The following is a 20,651-nucleotide window of genomic DNA, read 5'->3' on the forward strand; positions in this document are numbered from 1 at the left end:
CTGGAATTTAATAATTGGTGCTATAAGTCCCAGCAAAACATAAAAGTAATGTTACAGCGCAAAAGATGTGTTGAGAAGTGACTTTACAGCATCAAAGTAAGGCTGTGCAATTTTGCTGGGTCTTATGTCCCATCCCCGGTCATAGTTTACGATACAGGAATCAATAAAATTTTTAGAGTTTTCCTTAATGATCGGATCCCATATTGACAATTTTGATATGCGGCCCCGATCTATTCCCAATTTCGTAGGCTCATGTAATACCAATGCTGAAAATTCATATCTGTCCACCACCCCGGAAGCCCAAATGGCCCGGGCAATGGTTTTGTCTTCTACACGAGAAGTAAATACTGCGGAGATACTTTCCTCGTTCGGTAAAAGCAAATCAAAGTTCTGCTTTTTTAAATATTGATCAATAGCAGCCCTCACATGAATTAACGGATCTTTTCCATCCAGCTCGCTCAATAGCTTGAGACGCCTGATCTGCGCATCAGTTAAAGCAACCGTTTTCCGAAAAGTCTTTTGCATGCTCATATCGATTTAAATTAAATCATATCAAACTTACATAGACCCTGAAAAGAATCAATCCATATCTGAATGTTTTTGGGTTTAGCACAAAAATTTGGAATTATACCGATTATAAATACTTCTTTAAAACACTTAACATCTGCCTGTTTGATATGTTTCGTTCCAAAGAAACGCGGCATTAGGGAACTGAGAAGAACATTAGGTCAAGCGAGATTTTGTATGTTATTTACGCAGGTCGGGTATTTAGGTGAATAAATATTTTTATAGATTCACCCTGGAATCATATATTTATTCTTGATGAAACTTGCCGCCGACGCCATAGCAACTGAAAATATCAAACATGAAATTCAGAATTTTAGTGTTTTTATTGCTTTTCCAGTTGCCTGTTTTAGGTCAGGTCTCCCTTTCTCCTGATTCCGAAATATCCATCATAACATGTGGCCCGGACCAGGATGAGTTATACTCGGCATTTGGACACAGCGCGATTAGAATTAGAGATCCTGCCTCCGGGATGGACCTGGCTTATAATTATGGCGTCTTTAAGTTTGACTCAAAGTTTTATATAAACTTCACGCTTGGTGAGCTTTTTTACAAGCTGGGAGTCGATCAGTTCGACAGTTTTCTTGCCTTTTACATATCCCAAAATCGCTATGTCCATGAGCAAATATTAAATTTATCTTCTGATCAAAAACAAATGGTTTTTGATTACCTAGATGAAAACGCAAGGCCTGAGAATGCAACTTACCGTTACGATTATTTTTACAACAATTGCGCAACGAAAGTCCGGGATGTGTTTGTTCAATTATTTGGCAGTCAAGTTAAATTCGATGATACTTATACTACTTCAGGTTACACAATCCGGATGCTCACCGGAGAACGCCTTCGAAAGCAGAGATGGGGAAAATTAGCCATCAATATTCTATTGGGCTCACCTTTGGATAAGAAACTTTCGCTGTTTGAATATATGTACCTTCCCGATTATCTGGAATCAGGATTTGATCACGCCACGCTGAATGGGACAAGAATTGTAAAAGATAAAGTTGTAATTTACAAATCACAGAATACATCTTCGGCAAAAAGCCTGTTTCAACCCTGGCTTGTTTTTGGTATATTTCTGGTGCTCACCGCGGTTATTTCAAAATACGATCTTACCAGAAATAAACGGTCTGGCTGGTTCGATTATCTGCTATTTTTTGCTGTTGGAAGTATTGGTGTTTTATTGCTCTTTCTATGGTTTGCAACGGACCATCATGCTGCTGCCAATAATCTGAATATATTCTGGGCTGTTCCTACGCATATCTTCATACCGATCATTTTTGACAACAAAAGATTTTACCCTTTACAAAAAACATATCTTTTCCTCACATTGTTATCTGTCGCCATCGCCTTTCCTTTGTGGATGTTATTGACCAGTCAAATGGATACTGATCTAATTACCTTGCTTCTGATCATCTTCATTCGAACCATAACCTTATATCGTTTGGCAGATAAGAATTTGTAGTGTTTCCCTTGGAAGTTACAATTTGAATGCTGCCAAGATTATCCTTTGAATTTATTAATCAGCTCATTTTATGTTCGAAGAATACAAACTTCTTAGGATATGTTAAATTAATAATACACCTGATCACCAATCTGCGCACAAAAAAAGTTTAAGCAAACAAAACAAAGAAAATAGAATTAAACCAAGACAGAACAGGATAGTTGTTTTGTTCTTTTTTATTAGAATTGTCACTATATTTCCAAAACCCTGTTTAAATCACTCATTTACAATAACCTTTGACTCGTGTTACTGCAATCGACTGAAACCTTCTGGCTGTGGCAATTTTTTGGACGGCTCCATCCGCTACTTGTCCACTTCCCAATTGGCTTATTATGCGTGGCACTTTTACTGGAACTGATTGACTGGAAACGTAAATCTTCCGGATTGCGCGACGCAACCAACATACTCACCTGGGTCGGTGCCGGAAGCGCAGTATTTGCAGTCATTTTCGGCTGGATGCTGGCTGGTCAGGAAGAGGCGTCGGGGACAAATCTGGAAATCCACAGATGGTCTGGAATCGCCACGATGTTGCTGGCCGTTTTTGCAGCAGTCTCTCTTCGCCTTAACAAACGCGGCTTGTACAGGGCGTTGCTCATTGTAACAGTTTTTGGCGTTTCACTTGCCGGTCATTATGGCGCAATGCTCACACATGGAGATGATTATCTGTCCAGTGTTTTGCCAAATTCGGATGAGCCGGTTACAGCCAAAGGCTCTGACGAGCCGGATTTTATACTAACAAACACAGGTGCTTTAAATCCGCAGCAGATTCAGGATCTGAATGTGGAAGTCCGGACGATTCTCGCACATAACTGTTACAGCTGCCACAGCGAAACCAAAACAAAAGGCGATCTTCGGCTTGACAGCAAGGAAGCCATTATGAAAGGCGGGGAAGATGGCGTTGTTGTCGTTCCCGATCATCCTGATAAAAGTGAACTGATCCGAAGAATTTCTTTGCCAAAAGGCCATAAGGAAGCTATGCCTACGAAGGGAAAAAGACTTACGGAAAGAGAGATCAATGTCCTGAAATTCTGGATCGAAAAAGGTGCGTTATGGCCTGATGGCCAACAGGAAAGCATCTATCGTGTTGCACGGCTTGAACCAAGAACACCTGAACTTCCTGCCGCTAGCGGAGATATTATCCTGCCTGTCGACAGATTTGTGAATGTATATTTTCAAAAAAATAAAATTGCATGGAAGCCGGTTGTGAATGACCGAATCTATATCAGGCGTTTATATCTCGATATTATTGGACTGTTACCTTCGCCAGACAAAATCGAAGCATTCGTTGCGGACAACCGGCCGGATAAACGCGAACGGTTAGCAAAAGAATTACTTGCCAGAAACGACGACTATGCGCAGCACTGGATGTCGTTCTGGAATGACGCGCTCCGCAATGACTATTCCGGAACGGGTTATATTACAAAAGGTCGGTTTGATATCACAAAATGGCTTTACACGTCTCTCGCAGATAACAAACCCTATAACTGGTTTGTGAAAGAACTGATCAGCCCGACCAAAGAGTCGGAAGGGTTTATTAAAGGAATTAAATGGAGAGGCACCATTAATTCCAGTCAGCGTACGGAGATGCAGGCTGCCCAGAATGTTTCTCAGGTTTTGCTAGGATTAAATCTAAAATGTGCATCCTGTCACGATAGTTTTATTTCCGACTGGAAACTGGCAGATTCATACGCCTTCGCCAATATTTTCGCGGATACTTTGCTGGAAATTAATCGTTGCGATAAACCGACTGGCAAAATTGCAGATACAAGAATATTATTTCCTGAACTTGGAGAAATCAGTATCGACGCCAGCACTGAAAAAAGACTGCGCCAACTGGCTGATTTACTTGTTCAGCCAAAAGACGGCAGGTTATACAGGACGGCGGTCAACAGAATATGGGCACAGCTGCTTGGTCGTGGCATTGTTGAACCGGTTGATATGATGGACAATATGCCTTGGAGCGAAGACCTGCTGGATTGGCTCGCGTCAGATTTTGTGGCAAACGGTTATGATATGAAAAAGCTGATATTTACCATTGTGACTTCCAAAACATACCAGCTTCCGTCGAGTTCTGTGAAGGATGCTGGTGATATTATGGCAAATGACTACAAGTTCACAGGTATGGTCAGGCGCAGGTTAACAGCTGAGCAATTTACCGACGCGATCAGCGCAGCTTTCAATCCGATGTATGCAGATTCAGCGATCGTTTTTAACCTCTTGCCCGAAACCATTAAAAGTAAACTCCCGTTCGCAAGGGCAGGATTTGTCAAAAATGATCCATTCCTTACCTCACTTGGGCGACCCAACAGGGAAACGGTAAGCACAAGCAGAACTTCGCAGGCAAATCTGTTGCAGGCACTTGAACTCACGAATGGAAACAAGTTTACTGAGACTTTAAAACGCGGTGCGAAAGAATGGAAGAAAAAATATCCCGCATCTGATATACTGGTTACGGAGCTTTACCGAAATGCGCTCGGAAGAGATCCGCAGCCTAAAGAATTAATGGTGGCCCGAAAAATACTCGGTCCGACGCCAAGTGAAGAAGGTATTCAGGACCTTGTCTGGGCAATGGCGTTGATACCCGAATTTCAACTTATTTATTGATTTAATTACCCTATCAATCCATCCTGTTAAGTCAAATTGTGATGAAAAATAACTGGAACAGAAGAGAATTTTTACAAAGAGCCAGCGCGGCAACTTTGGCTGCACTGGCCGCAGGTGCTCCTGTTGCGGGATTATTATCCGGTTGTAAAAAAATTGCCGGTTCGGAATCCTCGGCAGATACTGTTATTTTGCTTTGGATGGCAGGCGGAATGGCTCATACAGAAACATTTGACCCGAAACGTTTTACTCCATTTGAAAAAGGAATGGAAGGAAACCGCGTGCTGAGTACGTTCAAATCGATGCCTACAAAATTGGATGGCATCCACTTTTCTGACGGCCTGCAATCTATTGGCAGTGTGATGGACAAGGGAACCCTGATCCGTTCTTATGTTGCAGCGGATATGGGACATATCTTACATTCCCGGCACCAGTACCATTGGCATACTTGTTACGAACCGCCTCAAACCGTAGCAGCACCCCATCTCGGTTCCTGGATCGCGAAAGAATTGGGACCTAAAAATCCTGTTATCCCTGCGTTCATTGACATAGGCCAACGTTTTACTGTCGGAGAGGCGGAAGAATTAAAAGCCTTTCATACAGCGGGTTTTCTTGGTAATGAGTTCGGGCCGTTTTTTATCCCTGATCCAAGTCAGGGCCTTGAAAGCGTTCGTCCGCCTGTGGGGATGGATGCAAAACGTTTTGAAAGAAGGAATCAACTTTATAATGAATTGATCAACAACAGCCCTGTTGGCGAATTTGGAAGTGATTACCAGAGAGAATCTTTAAAACGTTCAATGGAACAGGCTTACGCATTACTTAATTCGCCTGAGTCAAAAGCGTTCGATTTAAGTACAGAACCGAGAGAAAGTTACAATATTTATAACACCGGAAAGTTTGGCCTGGGCTGTCTGCTGGCCCGTCGTCTTACCGAGCAAGGAGCAAGATTTATCAGTGTTACGACGGAATACGAACCATTCAAAGGCTGGGACACGCACGAAAACGGAAATACGAGACTGGCCGATATGAAAAAACAGATCGACGGCCCGATAGCTCAGTTAATCATGGACCTTGATAAGCAAGGTTTGCTTGACAGAACGATGGTCGTACTTGCCAGTGAATTCAGCCGTGATATGATGGTCGAAGGAAAGCCGGATGCAAAGGTTTTGGAGCAGGTCAGCCAGCCTGATATCCTTTCGCAAATGAAATTTTATGGAATGCATCGTCACTTCACAGATGCCGGTTCGATGCTGATGTTCGGCGGCGGAATTAAAAAAGGATTTGTTTATGGAAAAACTGCAGACGAGCGTCCGTGTAAAACCATTGAAAATCCAATCAAAATAGATCAGGTTCACCAGACCATTTACCACGCGCTTGGAATTCCTGAGGACACGCAATACGAAGTTGAAAAACGCCCCTTTTACACTACGCCGGATGGCAAAGGAAAAGCAGCGCTGGATTTGTTATCATAACCGAAGACGGAGTTTTTTCCATGGAAACCTCGTTTTATTCTTAATAGTCAGACCAAATTATTCAATTGATCAATAATTAAATCAATCTTTCAAAAGTTGTATTTTCTTTAAAATCAACACTTTGTCAGATTCGGAATGGGAAAGCTTCACTGCTTTTTCATAATGTTTTAAGGCTTTTACTTTATCCTGGCCTGAATAAAGTTTACCCAATAAAGTGTGGTAAAAATGATTTTCCGTTAAACCTAACTGCTCTGCTTCTCTGATCGCTTGCTCATTTCCTTTTGTTTTGCCTACTGCGAAGGTTCGGTTGAGCGCTGCGATTGGAGAATATTCTAATATCAAAAGGTGATTATAAAGGTCAAGTATATTTTCCCATTTTTCGAGTGTGTCGTTTTTGTGCGTATGCCAATAAGCAATTCCGGCTTCGAGATGAAATTTAGTCAGCTGATCTCCCCTGGCCGACATGCTCAAAAAATATTTCCCCCTCTCCATAAGTTCATGGTTCCAAAGCGTTTCATCCTGCTCTTCATACAAGATTAATTCGCCGATCTCATTTGTTCTTGCTTCAAATCTTGATGCATGAAAACACATTAAAGCCATCAAGGCATTGACCTGTGGTTTGTTTGTACTTTCATTTTGTAAAAGCAAATAATTAAGCCGCATCGCTTCTGCACAAAGATCTTTTCGAAGTGTTGTATTTTGGGAAATCGAATAATATCCTTCTGAAAATAGTAAATAGAGGGTTGTCAGAACTGTTTCCAGCCGTCCGCTAATTTCAGATAGGGATGGTTGTTTGATTTTAATTCTCGCTTCTTTCAGCTTTTCTTTTGCCCTGTTGATTCTTTTATAAATTACTTCTTTATTAGTCAGAAACGCATCAGCAATTTCCTGAACGCCAAATCCGCAGAGAAGATTTAGCGCCAGCGCGATTTGAGATTCGCTGGATATACACGGATTACAAACCGTAAAAATCATCGCTAACTGGCTGTCCTCAATATTTTTTTGCGACATATCCATCTCGATCTCTTCGCCAGGAGGCATGTTATATCGAATTTCCTCCGCTATCTTCTTATCAAACAGTGTGTTCCTTTTAAGATAATTTTTCGTTTTATTTTTAGCAACGGTATACAGCCAGGCGGGTGGATTTTCCGGAATTCCTTTCACACTCCATAGCTCAGTAGCAGACAAAAAAGTGTCACTCACAATATCCTGAGCAATTTCAATATGCTCAATACCAAACAGATAACAGAGGACCGAAACTATTTTCTGGTATTCTGTCCGAAACAAATGCGGTATTAATTCTTTTTCTTCCATAGTTCAAGAAAAATGTCTTTGCAAAATTACAAAGACATTTTTTCACAGATTAAATCAAAGCGCCATCCGAATCTCAACATTGCCGCCAAATTCAAGGATTGGACAACCTTTTGCAATTTCCAATGCTTCTTCATAATCAGCCGCTTTGACGACTACCAGCCCTCCTATCGACTCTTTAATTTCCGCGTAAGGGCCATTCAAAACTGTTTTATCGTGGGTTAAAACTTTGCCTTCCCTGTCCCAACGCTGTAAAGGCCTGGCGAGTTTGTCTTGCGCAGCGATACTACCATACCAATTTTGCCATTTCTTCAAATGCTCCTGCATTTCATCCGGGGAGGTCTGTTCTTCCCGCGTCTGAAAATCCCGACGGAAAAGTAATAAGAATTCGTTCATCTGGCTGAATATTTAAATGTTTTGACGATGTAATAAGATTAATTGAAATTAAATTATCATCCAAACTGTCCTACTCTGTACGTACCAGGTGTGGTTGGGAACGCGAGGTTAAAGCGATTCCAGGTATTAATTGTCGTGATGGCAAGCGTAAGGTCGATTAGCTCTTCTTCTGAGAATTCGGCAATCGCTTTTCTGTATACCTCATCGCCCACTACGCAATGTGTTACCGCCTCCGCCCAGGCGAACGCAGCCCTCTCGCGGGATGTATAATATGGCGTCTCTTCCCAGGCACTGATGCTATACATTCTCTGCATCGTTTCGCCCAGTTCTAGTAATTCCTTCGCATGCATATCCAAACAGTAAGCACAGCTATTGATCTGAGATACACGTAAATTGACTAGCTCTAAAAGATGTTTTTCAATTGATGATTTTTTTAAATAACCGCCGATGCCAAAGATCGTTTTTAAAGCATTTTGACCTTTTGCCTGAACATTGATTCTGGTTTCCATGTTTCTGAATGTTTATCGTTAAAAATGAATGACAATCGACTTCTCTTTTCCGGACATAAACTTTGAAATATTTAAAAAAATAAAAAATTGTTACTCCTTGTACGCGCCAGATTTTGGTTTCAACGAAATGAACCATTACGTATTCGACACTGTGCAGTTGCTAAAAAAAATGAGTAACCGAAAAAACCGAAGTCTTTTGAGGTTACTCATTTAATTAATTACAAAATAATCTTTACCAGAACCAGTAACTACTATCTCCAGCCACCTCCGAGCGCACGATAGATATCGACCGTTGCGTTCATCTGGTTCATCTTTGTTTCAACCAGATCAAATCTGGATTCAAGTGCGTCGCGCTGAGTCAGTAATACTTCCATATAATCTGCTCTTGCCGATGCAAAAAGACGGTTCGAGATATTGATCGATTCGGTCAGCGCTTCCACTTCGCTCTTTTTCAAATCATAACTTTTTTCAAGATTATCTATCCTTGACAGCTGGTTTATTACTTCGATATAAGCGTTAAGTACAGTTCGCTGATAATTGTAAACCGCTTGGATCTGCTTCGCGTTGGCACTGTAATAGGCCGCTTTGATCGCATTTTTATTAATCAAAGGTCCTGCAAGATCTCCCGCTATGGAAGAAATAATGGACTTAGGCGCTTTTGCCAGGTAAATCGGGCTGAATGATTGCAGGCCAAGAACTGCCGTAATACCCAAACGGGGATAGAAATTAGCTTTGGCTACCTGCACATCAAGTTTAGCTGCCGCAAGGTCGTTTTCAGCTTGTCTGACATCCGGACGATTTTCCAGTAATTGTGTTGGAATACCTGCCTGAACTATCGCCGGAAGTAACGCCTCGAAGTTTTGATGCGTCCTCGCAACTGGCTGAGGATAACGACCTACCAGAAAATTAATCCTGTTTTCTGCCTCTACAATGCGCTGTTTGATATCATATTGCAAATTTTGGGTATTCAAAACCTGGGCCTGAAACCTGCGAACGGCAAGTTCGGTCACCTTTGTCGCTTCCTTTTCCATTTTGACAATCCGCAAAGCATTACTCTGAATCTCAATGTTGCGCTGCAAAATTTCAAGCTGACTGTCGAGTGCCAACAATTCATAATAATTATTGGCAATTTCCGAAACGAGATTTGTCATCATGAAGTTCTTACCTTCCACCGAAGAAAGATACCTGGATACGGCAGCTTTTTTCGCATTACGCAGCTTATGCCAGATATCGACTTCCCAGGTAGCAGAAGCCCCAAAACGAAAATCAGACAATGGGTCAGGCGTCCTTTTACCGGGTTTAATTTCCGTAATTTCCTCGGTCGCTCCCGGAAGCGTATACCGTGATGCTTTTTCGACACCAGCAGCACCGCCCAGGCTTACAAAAGGACGATACTCCCCTTTTCTGGCCATCACTTCGTTTTTCGAAATCTCGATTTCCTGCATCGTGATATTCAATTCCTGATTGTTTAACAGCGCAGTATCTATCAAGGCGGTAAGGGATGAGTCTGTAAAAAAAACTCTCCAATTTGCTTTTCCGCTGTTGGTTGAGTCCTGCGAGCCTTTATAGCTCACAGGAACAACTTTATTCTCCGTTTTCTGTACCAGAGCTGGCACGCTGCATCCGGTGTAGGTCAGAGCAATTAATGCAATTCCAACCCAATTTATTATTCTTTTATTGCGCATCATTACGTTGTTCATTGGTTTGAGGGAAAGCATCGATTGCGTGAACAAACTGCTCAGACAGCGAGCCGTCCTCTTCATCTTTGATCATTTTTCTACCATCGGCCAAAGTGCCGAATATGAAATACAGTCCCGGGATAATGACTACCCCGAAAATAGTCCCGAACAACATACCACCCATCGCCGAAGCACCAATGGTCCGGTTTCCGATCGCACCTGCTCCGGTAGCACTGATCAACGGAATCAAACCCGCAACGAATGCGAAGGAAGTCATCAGGATCGGACGGAAACGCACTTTCGCTCCTTCGATGGCTGCATTCAGGATCGTTTCGCCCTGCGACCGCTTCTGCACAGCAAATTCAACGATCAGTACGGCGTTTTTACCTAACAACCCGACGAGCATGATCAAACCGATCTGTGCATAAATGTTGTTTTCCAAACCCATCAATTTCAATAACAAGAAAGAACCAAACACCCCAACTGGAAGCGATAGCACTACTGCAAACGGAATGATGAAACTTTCATACTGGGCAGCCAACACAAAGTAAACGAAGGCCAACACGATCACAAATACAACCAGCGATTCATTGCCACGAATCGATTCGTCATAAGAAAGACCTTCAAAAGCAATGTCATAGCCTTTTGGCAAAGTTTTCGCAGACACTTCACGAATTGCCTGAATGGCGTCGGCAGTGGTATATCCTTTTGCCGGAAGACCTTGAATCGCGGCGGAGTTATATAAGTTGAAACGGGTAATCTCGTTAGGACCCTGACCTTTTTTAAGTGTCATGAACGATGAATAAGGCACCATTTCTCCTGCATCATTTTTAACAAATAGTTTTAAAATATCAGATGGAAGCCTCCTGAAACTTGGATCCGACTGCACGTATACTTTGAAGAACTGGTTGAACCTGGTGAACCCTTGTTCGTAAGTACTACCGATCATGATGTTCAGGTTATCCATCGCTTTTCCAATTGATACACCTTTTTGCATCGCAAGCTGATTATCAATCTTCAATTCATATTGCGGATAATTCGCAGCGAAGAAAGTGAACAAACCCGTCAGTTCCGGACGTTTGGCAAGATCTTCCATGAACTTCTTATTGACCTTATCAAACTCACTATAATCGGTGTCAGAATTTTTATCTAACAAACGCATGGAGAAACCGCCGGAAGTACCAAAACCAGGAATCGCTGGCGGTTCGAAGAATTCAACCACGGCACCAAGTCCACGTGTTTTGGCTTCCAGTTCTTCCATGATCTCCTTCACATTTTTATCACGGTCGTGCCAGGGTTTTAAATTGATCAAACAAGTACCTGCGTTGGAACCGCGACCTTCCGTCATAATCTCATAACCTGCCAGTGAAGACACGGATTCGATGCCACCGACTTCTTCACAAATCTTTTGAAGGCGTCTTGAAACTTCGTTGGTTTTTTCAAGCGTAGAACCCGGAGGTGTCTGAATGATCGCGTAAATTGTACTCTGATCTTCGTTTGGGATAAATCCAGCCGGCAAAATTTTGTTTACAAACACAATTCCTGCGCAGAACGCCAACAATACACCCCAGGTAACCACTCTCCTGCTTACAATCTTTTTAAGCAAGCTTACATATCTTCCTGTCAGTTTGTCGAAAACCCGGTTGAAACTATCAAGCGCTTTGGTTAGAACATTTTTCTTCTTTTCGTGTCCATGATGATTTTGCAGCAACATGGCGCAAAGTACCGGCGTAAGTGTCAAGGCAATCAAGGCAGAAATAACGATTGAACTTGCCATGGTGATCGAGAACTGACGGTAGAAAGTACCAACCGGACCAGACATAAATGAGATCGGGAGGAACACTGAAACCATTACGGCTGTAATCGCGATAATCGCTCCGCTAATCTCAGAAAGCACTTTTTTCACCGCATTATAGGGTGATATCCCAGGCTCTTCTTCAAACTTGGCATGGACGGCCTCGACGACGACGATCGCATCATCGACCACGATACCAATGGCAAGTACGAGCGCAAAGAGCGTGATCAGGTTAATGGAAAGTCCGAAACCCTGTATGACAAAGAACGCACCAATCAACGATACCGGAACCGCAAGGATCGGAATCAAAGTTGAACGCCAGTCGCCAAGGAATACAAATACCACAAGGGCAACCAGGATAAATGCGTCTCTCAAAGTATCAATAACCTGCTCGATTGACGCATCCAAAAATTGAGAAACGTCATAACTGATCTTGTAATCCACTCCCGGAGGGAAGGACTCTTTCATCACATCAAGTTTTTTCTTTACTTCCTCAATAACATCGCTGGCGTTACTGCCATAGTTTTGTCTTAAAACGATCGCTGCCGAAGGGTGGCCATCCAGATTGGAATAAATATCGAAAAACTCACTTCCCAGCTCAACTTTCGCAATGTCCTTTAAGTGAATACTTTCCCCAGCAGAATTAGCCCGAATAATAATATTTTCATATTCCTCCGGCTTGTCGTATCGTCCTTTGTAGGTTAGCACATATTCCAGAGACTGCGCAGCGATACCAGAACTCTGTCCAATACGACCAGGCCGTCCAACGATACTTTGTTCTCCAACGGCTTTCATCACTTCTTCCGTCGAAACGTTGTAAGCACGCATACGTTCCGGATTTAACCAAAGACGCATGGCATATCTTCTGCTACCCAATATTTGCGCTCTCGCTATACCCTTCGTCCGCTGAATTTCCGGAATCATTTTAACGGTTGCATAGTTGAAGAGGAATTTTTCGTCAATGCTTTTTTCTTTCGAATAAAGGTTAACGTACATCAACATACTAGGCTGAACCGGCGAAATAACAACCCCTTCTCTTTGAACTAATTCCGGCAAAAGCGGCATCACCTGATCCACCCTTGTCTTGACCCGAATAACAGCATCATTCGGATCCGTCCCGGGCTCGAAGATAATTCTGAGCGTTGCTTCACCGGCACTCGTTGCATCCGTAGCAATATAACGCATATCCTGAACACCGTTAATCGCTTGTTCAAGCGTAATCAATGTGGATTTCACTAACACATCCGCACTCGCACCAGGGTAAGCAATAAATATATTAACCGTGGTTGGGGCAATGTCCGGGAACTGAGAAATGGGTAATTTCTCAATCGCCAGGATGCCTATAAACACGATCATGATCGAAATCACAATAGCGAAAACAGGTCTTCTTATGAATTGATTGAACATGTCTTATACTTTTTAGATGCCTGACTATTCGGCATACAGATTTAAATTAGAGATAACAGAATCAGGCTTTACGAACTTGGAGTGGATCTTTTCGTTCTCCTTTACCTGACGCAAGCCTTCCAAAAGGATTTTGTCACTCGTTTTCAAACCAGATTTCACAACAAAAATGTGGGGAAGCTCAGCCTCAATCGTAATTTCACGTGACCGGATCACATTGTCTTTATCCACCACATAGACATATTTTTTCTCCAAAACTTCGAAAGTCGCTTTCTGAGGAATGATCAGGGCATCTTTAATCGGCAACTTCACCAAGATATTACCAGTTTCACCGTGTCGCAAAAGACCCTTCGGATTTGGGAAAGTTGCTCTGAAAGCGATGTTACCCGTCTCATTATTGAAGTCAGCCTCTATCGTTTCAACCAAACCTGGATAGTCAAATAATTTGTTATTTGCCATCAGGAGCTCCACTTTGAGTGCGCCTTCTTTGATTATCTTCGTTTTGTAGTCGAGATATTCGGCCTCTGGTACGTTGTAATAAACCCACATTTTACTGTTATCTGAAATCGTTGTCAGCAGATCGCCTTCATTAACAAGACTTCCAAGCCTTCCCTGGAAATGATCCATGATACCGCTAAACGGAGCTCTGATGTCAGTAAAGCTAAGGTGGGCTTTCGCTAAACCTAATTCCGCTTTTGCCTTATCCAATTTAGCTTTACCCAAGGCGAGCTCATTTTTGGATACCACATTGCTGTCAGCAAGTGACTTGGTATTTTTGTATTCTATTTCCGCAAAATTAGCCTCAGCCTGAGCCTTTTGTGTTTCAGCCTCATAGATCATCGGCATGATCTTGAACATGAGTTGTCCTTTTTTTACAAGTTGACCTTCATCAACATAAATATTCTGAAGGTACCCTTTTTCAAGAGCTCTTAGCTCAATGTGGCTGATGGCATGGATTTGAGCGACATACTCCTTAGTAACCAATGTGTCTTTCTGCAAAGGACTGGTAACCAGATAATCCACTTCTTCTTCCTTTTCTTCTTTTTTCGATTCACAGCCTGTATGTAGCAACAACGCACACAAGCTGATGACCATGAGAATTCTCTTCATGACATTTGATAGTTATACAATATGAGTTTGATAATTCTAAATTGAGCAGATGCGTTTTGACGCATTCCTGGTGAGTTGTTCCACGTAATTCACTGCCCTGATTTTTTTTCAGTAGGAAAACGGGAAACTAGAAGACAGGTCGTAGCCTGTTGATTGGTATCAAATCCTTAGCACTCCTAATCTGAGGAATAAAGTACTATAAGACGGGATATATGCAAATTCGCTGTACGAGAATAAATAACGTATGGGGTCGTAATGAACAAACCCATGAAATGGAGCAATAAAGGCAACGTGGAAGTCGCCGTTAAAATCAAGGTGTTTTTTGAAAGATTGCAATTCATCTTCCTTTTCTTCCACTTTGGCAGCGCGGTTCAGTGCGTTTTCTCTTTCCAGGTCTTTCGAAACCGCCTTAATAATAAGCTCCTGACAATCCTGCGCAAAAGTAAATAAACCAAAAACGGTCTGTTCGCTATTTGTGGGAGAAGAATCTTGACCAGACTCAGCCATCGGATGTCCTGATAAACGGACATAGCCGCCGAATAGCAGGATACAAACAGGTAAGAGAATTTTAAATAACTTTTTCATCGGATGCAACACGTTATCAAGTCAAGGAGTGAATATCGGGTCCTGATTCAAACTTGATTACAAATACCGCTTACGTTCGTTAGTACGGTATTAAATCCAAATTAAAATTGAATTAAAATATTACCGGTATGTGATATCGAGCGAATAATTATTGATTAAATATAAACATACCAATATTCTCAATGCTTTATCAGAACCTTTATCACACGATCCTATTGTGATGTATTCAATCAGTTATCATTTCACGTATCACTAGCTGGAAACTGATGATGTTATCTGTATTAATTTCAAAATTAGCTTTATACAAAATCAATGTGAAAGCCCTGTGATGAGCAGCCAAAACTTATTAAAAGACAAAACGCCAGTTGATTTCCAGTATAATATTGATTAGTCTTAAATACGGTACCGTGCTGGTACTATTTTTGTAAACAATAATCAAAGTATAAAAAACATTGTTCACATCGAAAATATAGAACTTATGAAAAAGATAATTGGATTAGGCGTCGTTACGGGAGTTGTTATTTTTGCATACTTACAATCCTTCAATAACAAATTGAACAAACGGTTGGTGGAAGGTAAAAAAGACGCTCAACTTGTTTAAAAAGAATTTCGGGATTTTATATACGAAACAGGCACCAGAAAATTCCCGGTGCCTGTTTCTTTTTGTTAGCATTTTAATTTTGTTTGCTCGGAATCTATATTCACTATTTTCCGTAACTATTCCCTAACCATCTGGGTATTATTTTGCGAGGTACCGGCCACATAATATAATTCAGCAACCGCTTTTTGGTAGTCAGTCACCAACTCAGCCATTTTAATTCTCATATCAATCAGTTTGGTTTCCCGGCTGTTGATCAGAAATAGTGTGCTTTCGCCAAGATCAAATTTTGCCAGCTCGCCATTGACCAGAATCAGCTGATTTTCTACGCTTCGTGCCTGTATAACTAACTGCGACTCATAAGCCAGAAGTTTGTTGTAGGAGTTCATAATGCTTGTATTGATCTCACGTCCCGTCTGCTGTAAATCGAAATTTAGATATTGTTGTTTCACTTTCACCTCGCGCAGTTTTCCGCGTTGTTCCCGTAAAAAAAGAGGAAATGCAAAGTCCACACCCATTTTGTAATTGCTCCATTGCAATTGGTAACTATCAGGAACCTGAGGGCCAAATGCATTGCGACTTGTCAGTAATGACGCGCTCACGCTCAACTTAGGTTTTAATAATTCCCGCCGGTAATTTCTTTCCAGTTCAAGCTGCAAAGCTTTACTTTTCAGCATTAATATCTCCGGATGCTGACTAGCGGCATTGGCGAGCAAGGAATCAATCTGCGTTCTGTCTGAGCCGGTTATTCTTTCAACCGGGTTCTGAGGGATAGAATATTCAGGCAGTTCCATCGGCTCTCCCTTATTGCTCCACAAGTGGTTTGAAAGGATCAATCGGGTATTGATAAGTTCTACTTTTATTTTCTCCAGCTGTAAACTACGCTCCTGGTAAGTGATCACCGCTTCCACAGAATCGATTGGTGGCTTATCCCCAAGCAGCGTTTGATTTTTTACGGCTTCAAATCTTTTTAAAGCCAGATCGGCGCCTTCCCGGATTAGCGCATACTGACGATGCGCGTAAAACCAATTCCAGTAATCCTTTACCGCATCAAACCAAACTTTGTTAATTTGCTTAATTTGCTCGGCTTCGGCATAATTGACCATCACCTTAGATTGTCGCAAAGTATTTCTTCTTGCGTCAATGAAAAAGCCCTGACCAATGGGTATGGCCAAACCGATTCCGGACAATCCGGAAGTACTTGTCTGGGTTTCAGGATTTGTATATTTTCCAACAAACCGGTCGTAGCCAATCTTCAAATCCGCTCCGCCCAACCATAGCGGGACTTTTAATTCATTGGACCAATTGTTGTAATATTCCGTATTACCAAAATCTTTTCTTCCAAAATGACTTTTGATGGCCGGATCAAAACCGCCCCAGGCCTGCATCACCTTCGCCCTGGCCTCCTCGCTAAGCAATGCTGCCTGCCGTACGATGGGATGGTTAAAAAAAACAATTTCCTCCAGATCTTTTAACTCGAAAACTTTGCTTGTGTCGCTGATCGTATTTTGCTGCGCGAAACTTTTGGCACAGGATGCTAACAGCATAATAAACACATACAAAGCAAATGTTTTATTATGCAAATGCTTCATTGTAAGCAATTTTAATATCTCTACTAAACTCATTTCTCAGCTCCCCCACCCTTAGGTTCTGCCTCCAGACTTGGTGGAAAGCCATTCAACTGACGCCATATCTCGTACCAGATCGGAACGGTACGAAGGATTACGCGACCATAAACACCGGAGCCTTGTCTTAGCTGAATGGGCCATGGCTCATCATTTTCAGGTACGGGATTCGTGGGTCTTACGAGCAGGCGATACTTCCCGCCCGGGCTGCTGACAAGGTCTATCACAGAAACCTGTCCGGAAAACGTACCTACTGCTACCGACGGCCAACCAGAAAATTGAACCGAAGGCCATCCTTCAAACTGAAGTCTTACTTCGCTGTTGTTAAGGATCAATGGAACGTCCATTGCATCTACATAAATCTCAGCGGCAACCAGTGGCCTGTCCGGCTGGAGCGTTGCGATAGACTCCCCTTCCTTTATATTTTCTCCGATCCCGGCCTTTAAGGTTTTTACGACATACCCACTTTGCGGCGCCCGGACCACATACAAGCCGCGACGAATTTCGGTGTTTGATATCTCGTTTCGAAGTTTGGCTATTTCACCTTGTGCCCCAACTTTACTGGAAAAGGCTGAGCTCAGATCAGATTGCGCCTTAGCAACTGACTGCTCGTACTGTGCTTCAATATTGTCAAGGTCTATTCTGGCATTCAACAGCGACTGTTTGGAATTATTTAATTTGTTTTGCTGACTAATTACTTTCGCGTTATCCTCCTGCAGCTTCAATCTGCGTGATTCGATATCGGTCAGAGAAAACAATCCATTCAGGTAACCAGCCTCGTAACGTGCCAACCTGGATTTACTAATCTCGTAAAAATTCTTAACTGCCACCAGGTCAGCACTATCGATATCCACATTATTCTCCGCCTGCTTCACTTTGTTCCTGGCCGAAGTGAGCTGGAGCTGCAGAGCTCTTGACATGGCGCGGATCTGGGCTGAGGTCGCTTGCATTCTTTGTGTCGCCGCATCCTCGCTACCTTCCTTAGCAGCCAGTTGTTCCTGTAACCTCACAGGCAACTGGGGGTCGAAGTAAGATTGACTTGTTTCAGAAATAATGAGGATCGTGTCGCCAATATTCACTTTCTGCCCTTCCCGAACTGCCCAATGTTCAATTCTTCCTCCTATCTGATTCTGAACTGTTTGAGGACGATCTTCCGGCCGTAAAGCAGTTACAACACCACGTCCAGGAATAGTTTGCCGCCAGGGCAGAAACAATCCTAAAAGAAATATCAAAAGTAGAATCAACATGATCCTCCCTAAAAGCCTTTGTCCACGCGTAACCAGAATTTCACGACTGGAAAGTGTCCCAAGCTCTTCCCATTTACCTTCTTCGAAATAATTTTTAGTTTCAGAAACCATGGTTCACCTCACTTTCTTCTAATTCCAGATCGGTTACCGCGGCTAGTTTTTCACTGCCTGTAACCATATCAAAGATTGTATTAAGACTTGTCATAAACTTTTCTACAGCATAGCTAATTTGTACAATGATAACCTCCGCGGCAACAAACTGACCAAGTGTCATCTGACGTTCAACCACATAATACGAACCCAGGAGCAGTAGACCACCCATTAAAACCGTCCTTAAAGCCACTGAGCTTGCAAAAAACTTTCGTAGGATCTTGAAATGATCATTTCTGGCTTTCAGGTAATTTGCAGTAATCTTGTCAGTATTGAAAATTACTTCGGCAAGTTTCCCAGGGATGTTTCGATACTCATCAAGGTTGGAGGCAACTTCTTCAAGATACGCAACCACCTCATATTTATATTCTGATTCCTTAATACTGGTTTTAACGCCGATCTTGTAGAAAAAGAAAAGCATCATCACAATGACCAAAACAGTCAAAATACCAAAAGTCATAAATATTGGATGATAAAAAGATAATAAAATGGCCGCAAAAAAAATCGTAACTGCTGCGGCAACTACATCCACCAATAATTTTGTCAGACCTTTCTGAATGGTAATGACATCAAAAAAACGGTTTACAAGTTCAGCCGGATTTTCTCCTTCAAACTCCTTTCTTTTGATTCTGGGAAAACGATAGGCAAATTCGACAGTTGCTTTGGCAAATATTTTTTGCTCAATCATCTCAACAAGCGTGAGCTGTCCAATCAGCATCATTCCTCCCACAGCAATACCCAACAGAACAACCCCCATTAAAATATACGTTGAGCTGTATAGGGCACCATTGGATAGAAAATTAAAAACAGCTGTTGTACCCAAAGGTAACGTTAAGCCGATCAGACCGATCAGAATTGCGTAAACAAAGATATAATTGATGGTAGTTCGCTCCACATAGAGCATACCAAGAAGCCTTTGCCATGGAGTTGGCGCGTCAGCTTTGTGTTTTTTCTTCATTAAAATGTTGGGTTATACCTATAAAAAATCGAACACTTTTCTTTAAAATTTAGATCAACTCATTCGCATAAGCTTATCTCAGCCACAAATTTGAAGCCGAATCATGAGAATCGGTTAAGAATGAGATTAGAATCTTTCTAATAAATGATCAAACTTCGAATGGAGAAGGAAATGGCACTATTTCATACATTTGAGAGTCAAATATATCATTAAAAAATTCCTTGTGTTCAGGGTATCGTTTTTGTGCAAATTTTCCATTCTGGAACAGGAGTTATCTTACTTATGAATAATTGGAAAATTATTAAAAATGTATGCCACGGAGAACTGTATACTATTGTCAGTTATTCAAATCAAACCTTCCTAATTATTACTGCTCATTTGAAATCGTTTAGATAACAAATTTTGGAAAGTCTAAAACAAACTCCAAAAAGTAATATATAAACAACAAGAGTTTTGAGACAAAATATGACTCCCATCTGATTCGAAACGAAGACCAATTATCTTTCAAATATACCTGCAAAAAATTAAAATTGTTTTCGACCTGCCAAATTCTTTTTGATCCGGCTAAGCGTCTCGGGCGCGATACCCAAATAAGAAGCAACCAGATTTTGCGGGACCCGTTCAATCATCTTGGGGTTTGATTCCGCCAATTCGAGATACTTTTCTTCGGCATTATGGGTATTCGAGCTCATCAGTCGTCGCTCTTTGGTAACAATGCTGTTTTGATAAAGTATCCTAAAATACCTGTCCATGATCGGGACGGCCATAGTTATATCTTCATAATCCTGTCGGGAGATCTGCAGCAACTCAGAATCTTCTATGGCATCGATGTTAAATACTGCTGGTTTTCCTGTCAAAAAGCTGTTGAAATCTGACAACCACCAACCTTCCCAACCGAAAACACTCATGTGTTCAACGCCCTTTTCGTCAACATTATAAGTACGAAGAAGTCCTTTTGATATAAAAGTAAGGTATTTGCAGACATCGCCTTCCTGCAATAAATACTGTCTTCTCCTCAATTTTTTCGAAATGAAAAATGTTTTGATTGTCTCCTTCTCATCATTTGTCAGCATTACCTTTTCCTGAATATGGCTAAACAGTATATCAATCATAATTCAAATGTTTTTTACTGTGCGCAAAGATAAT

General features: G+C 41.8%; 16 protein-coding genes. 4 read left to right on the forward strand and 12 right to left on the reverse strand.

What is annotated here, in order from left to right; all coding sequences use genetic code 11:
• Positions 1-51 precede the first annotated feature (51 nt).
• Positions 52-525 (reverse strand): DUF7678 domain-containing protein, encoded by a 474-nt coding sequence (locus AC1XUO_RS08450; RefSeq protein ID WP_483329332.1) that lies wholly within the window; start codon positions 523-525, stop codon positions 52-54.
• Positions 526-865: 340 nt separating this feature from the next.
• Here AC1XUO_RS08450 and AC1XUO_RS08455 point away from each other — a divergent pair, with 340 nt between their 5' ends.
• From AC1XUO_RS08455 to AC1XUO_RS08465, 3 genes are all read left to right on the forward strand, one after another.
• On the forward strand, positions 866-2,026 hold the full coding sequence (locus tag AC1XUO_RS08455; RefSeq protein ID WP_483329333.1) for a lipoprotein N-acyltransferase Lnb domain-containing protein: 1,161 nt from the start codon (positions 866-868) through the stop codon (positions 2,024-2,026).
• A gap of 282 nt (positions 2,027-2,308) precedes the next feature.
• Entirely contained in the window at positions 2,309-4,669 is a 2,361-nt protein-coding gene (locus AC1XUO_RS08460; RefSeq protein WP_483329334.1) for a DUF1549 domain-containing protein, read from the forward strand.
• Between the two features lie 41 nt (positions 4,670-4,710).
• Positions 4,711-6,138 carry a DUF1501 domain-containing protein gene (locus tag AC1XUO_RS08465; RefSeq protein ID WP_483329335.1) on the forward strand — a complete coding sequence of 476 codons (1,428 nt, stop codon included), beginning with the start codon at positions 4,711-4,713 and terminating at the stop codon, positions 6,136-6,138.
• Between the two features lie 81 nt (positions 6,139-6,219).
• Here AC1XUO_RS08465 and AC1XUO_RS08470 read toward each other — a convergent pair whose 3' ends face one another.
• From AC1XUO_RS08470 to AC1XUO_RS08500, 7 genes are all read right to left on the reverse strand, one after another.
• Positions 6,220-7,452: an RNA polymerase sigma factor gene (locus AC1XUO_RS08470; protein ID WP_483329336.1), complete on the reverse strand. Its 1,233-nt coding sequence runs from the start codon at positions 7,450-7,452 to the stop codon at positions 6,220-6,222.
• Positions 7,453-7,506: 54 nt separating this feature from the next.
• Positions 7,507-7,845, reverse strand: a complete 339-nt coding sequence (locus AC1XUO_RS08475) for a YciI family protein (protein WP_483329337.1) — start codon at positions 7,843-7,845, stop codon at positions 7,507-7,509.
• Positions 7,846-7,901: 56 nt separating this feature from the next.
• Positions 7,902-8,354, reverse strand: a complete 453-nt coding sequence (locus AC1XUO_RS08480; RefSeq protein WP_483329338.1) for a carboxymuconolactone decarboxylase family protein — start codon at positions 8,352-8,354, stop codon at positions 7,902-7,904.
• Positions 8,355-8,605: 251 nt separating this feature from the next.
• Complete coding sequence (locus AC1XUO_RS08485) at positions 8,606-10,039, reverse strand: TolC family protein (RefSeq protein ID WP_483329572.1); 1,434 nt, start codon at positions 10,037-10,039, stop codon at positions 8,606-8,608.
• Positions 10,029-13,235, reverse strand: coding sequence for an efflux RND transporter permease subunit (locus AC1XUO_RS08490; RefSeq protein ID WP_483329339.1), 3,207 nt, complete (start codon positions 13,233-13,235; stop codon positions 10,029-10,031). Before AC1XUO_RS08490 ends, AC1XUO_RS08485 begins: the two co-directional genes overlap by 11 nt.
• A gap of 24 nt (positions 13,236-13,259) precedes the next feature.
• Entirely contained in the window at positions 13,260-14,342 is a 1,083-nt protein-coding gene (locus AC1XUO_RS08495; RefSeq protein WP_483329340.1) for an efflux RND transporter periplasmic adaptor subunit, read from the reverse strand.
• A 159-nt stretch (positions 14,343-14,501) separates the two neighbouring features.
• Positions 14,502-14,927, reverse strand: a complete 426-nt coding sequence (locus AC1XUO_RS08500) for a hypothetical protein (RefSeq protein WP_483329341.1) — start codon at positions 14,925-14,927, stop codon at positions 14,502-14,504.
• 478 nt (positions 14,928-15,405) lie between these two features.
• On the opposite strand from AC1XUO_RS08500, the gene AC1XUO_RS08505 reads away from it, so the two are divergent.
• Positions 15,406-15,528: a hypothetical protein gene (locus tag AC1XUO_RS08505; RefSeq protein ID WP_483329342.1), complete on the forward strand. Its 123-nt coding sequence runs from the start codon at positions 15,406-15,408 to the stop codon at positions 15,526-15,528.
• A 116-nt stretch (positions 15,529-15,644) separates the two neighbouring features.
• Here the strand turns inward: AC1XUO_RS08505 and AC1XUO_RS08510 are convergent, their stop codons facing one another.
• The 4 genes from AC1XUO_RS08510 to AC1XUO_RS08525 all read right to left on the reverse strand — a co-directional run bounded on the left by AC1XUO_RS08510 (position 15,645) and on the right by AC1XUO_RS08525 (position 20,617).
• On the reverse strand, positions 15,645-17,117 hold the full coding sequence (locus AC1XUO_RS08510; protein WP_483329343.1) for a TolC family protein: 1,473 nt from the start codon (positions 17,115-17,117) through the stop codon (positions 15,645-15,647).
• A gap of 29 nt (positions 17,118-17,146) precedes the next feature.
• Positions 17,147-18,508 carry an HlyD family secretion protein gene (locus AC1XUO_RS08515; protein ID WP_483329344.1) on the reverse strand — a complete coding sequence of 454 codons (1,362 nt, stop codon included), beginning with the start codon at positions 18,506-18,508 and terminating at the stop codon, positions 17,147-17,149.
• Entirely contained in the window at positions 18,498-19,505 is a 1,008-nt protein-coding gene (locus tag AC1XUO_RS08520; protein WP_483329345.1) for an ABC transporter transmembrane domain-containing protein, read from the reverse strand. Before AC1XUO_RS08520 ends, AC1XUO_RS08515 begins: the two co-directional genes overlap by 11 nt.
• Before the next feature lie 524 nt (positions 19,506-20,029).
• The gene (locus AC1XUO_RS08525; protein ID WP_483329346.1) at positions 20,030-20,617 is read right to left on the reverse strand and encodes a Crp/Fnr family transcriptional regulator; all 588 of its coding nucleotides are present in this window, start codon (positions 20,615-20,617) and stop codon (positions 20,030-20,032) included.
• Between the last annotated feature and the right edge of the window lie 34 nt (positions 20,618-20,651).

The organism is Dyadobacter sp. HNCC25DJ186, from assembly GCF_056895235.1.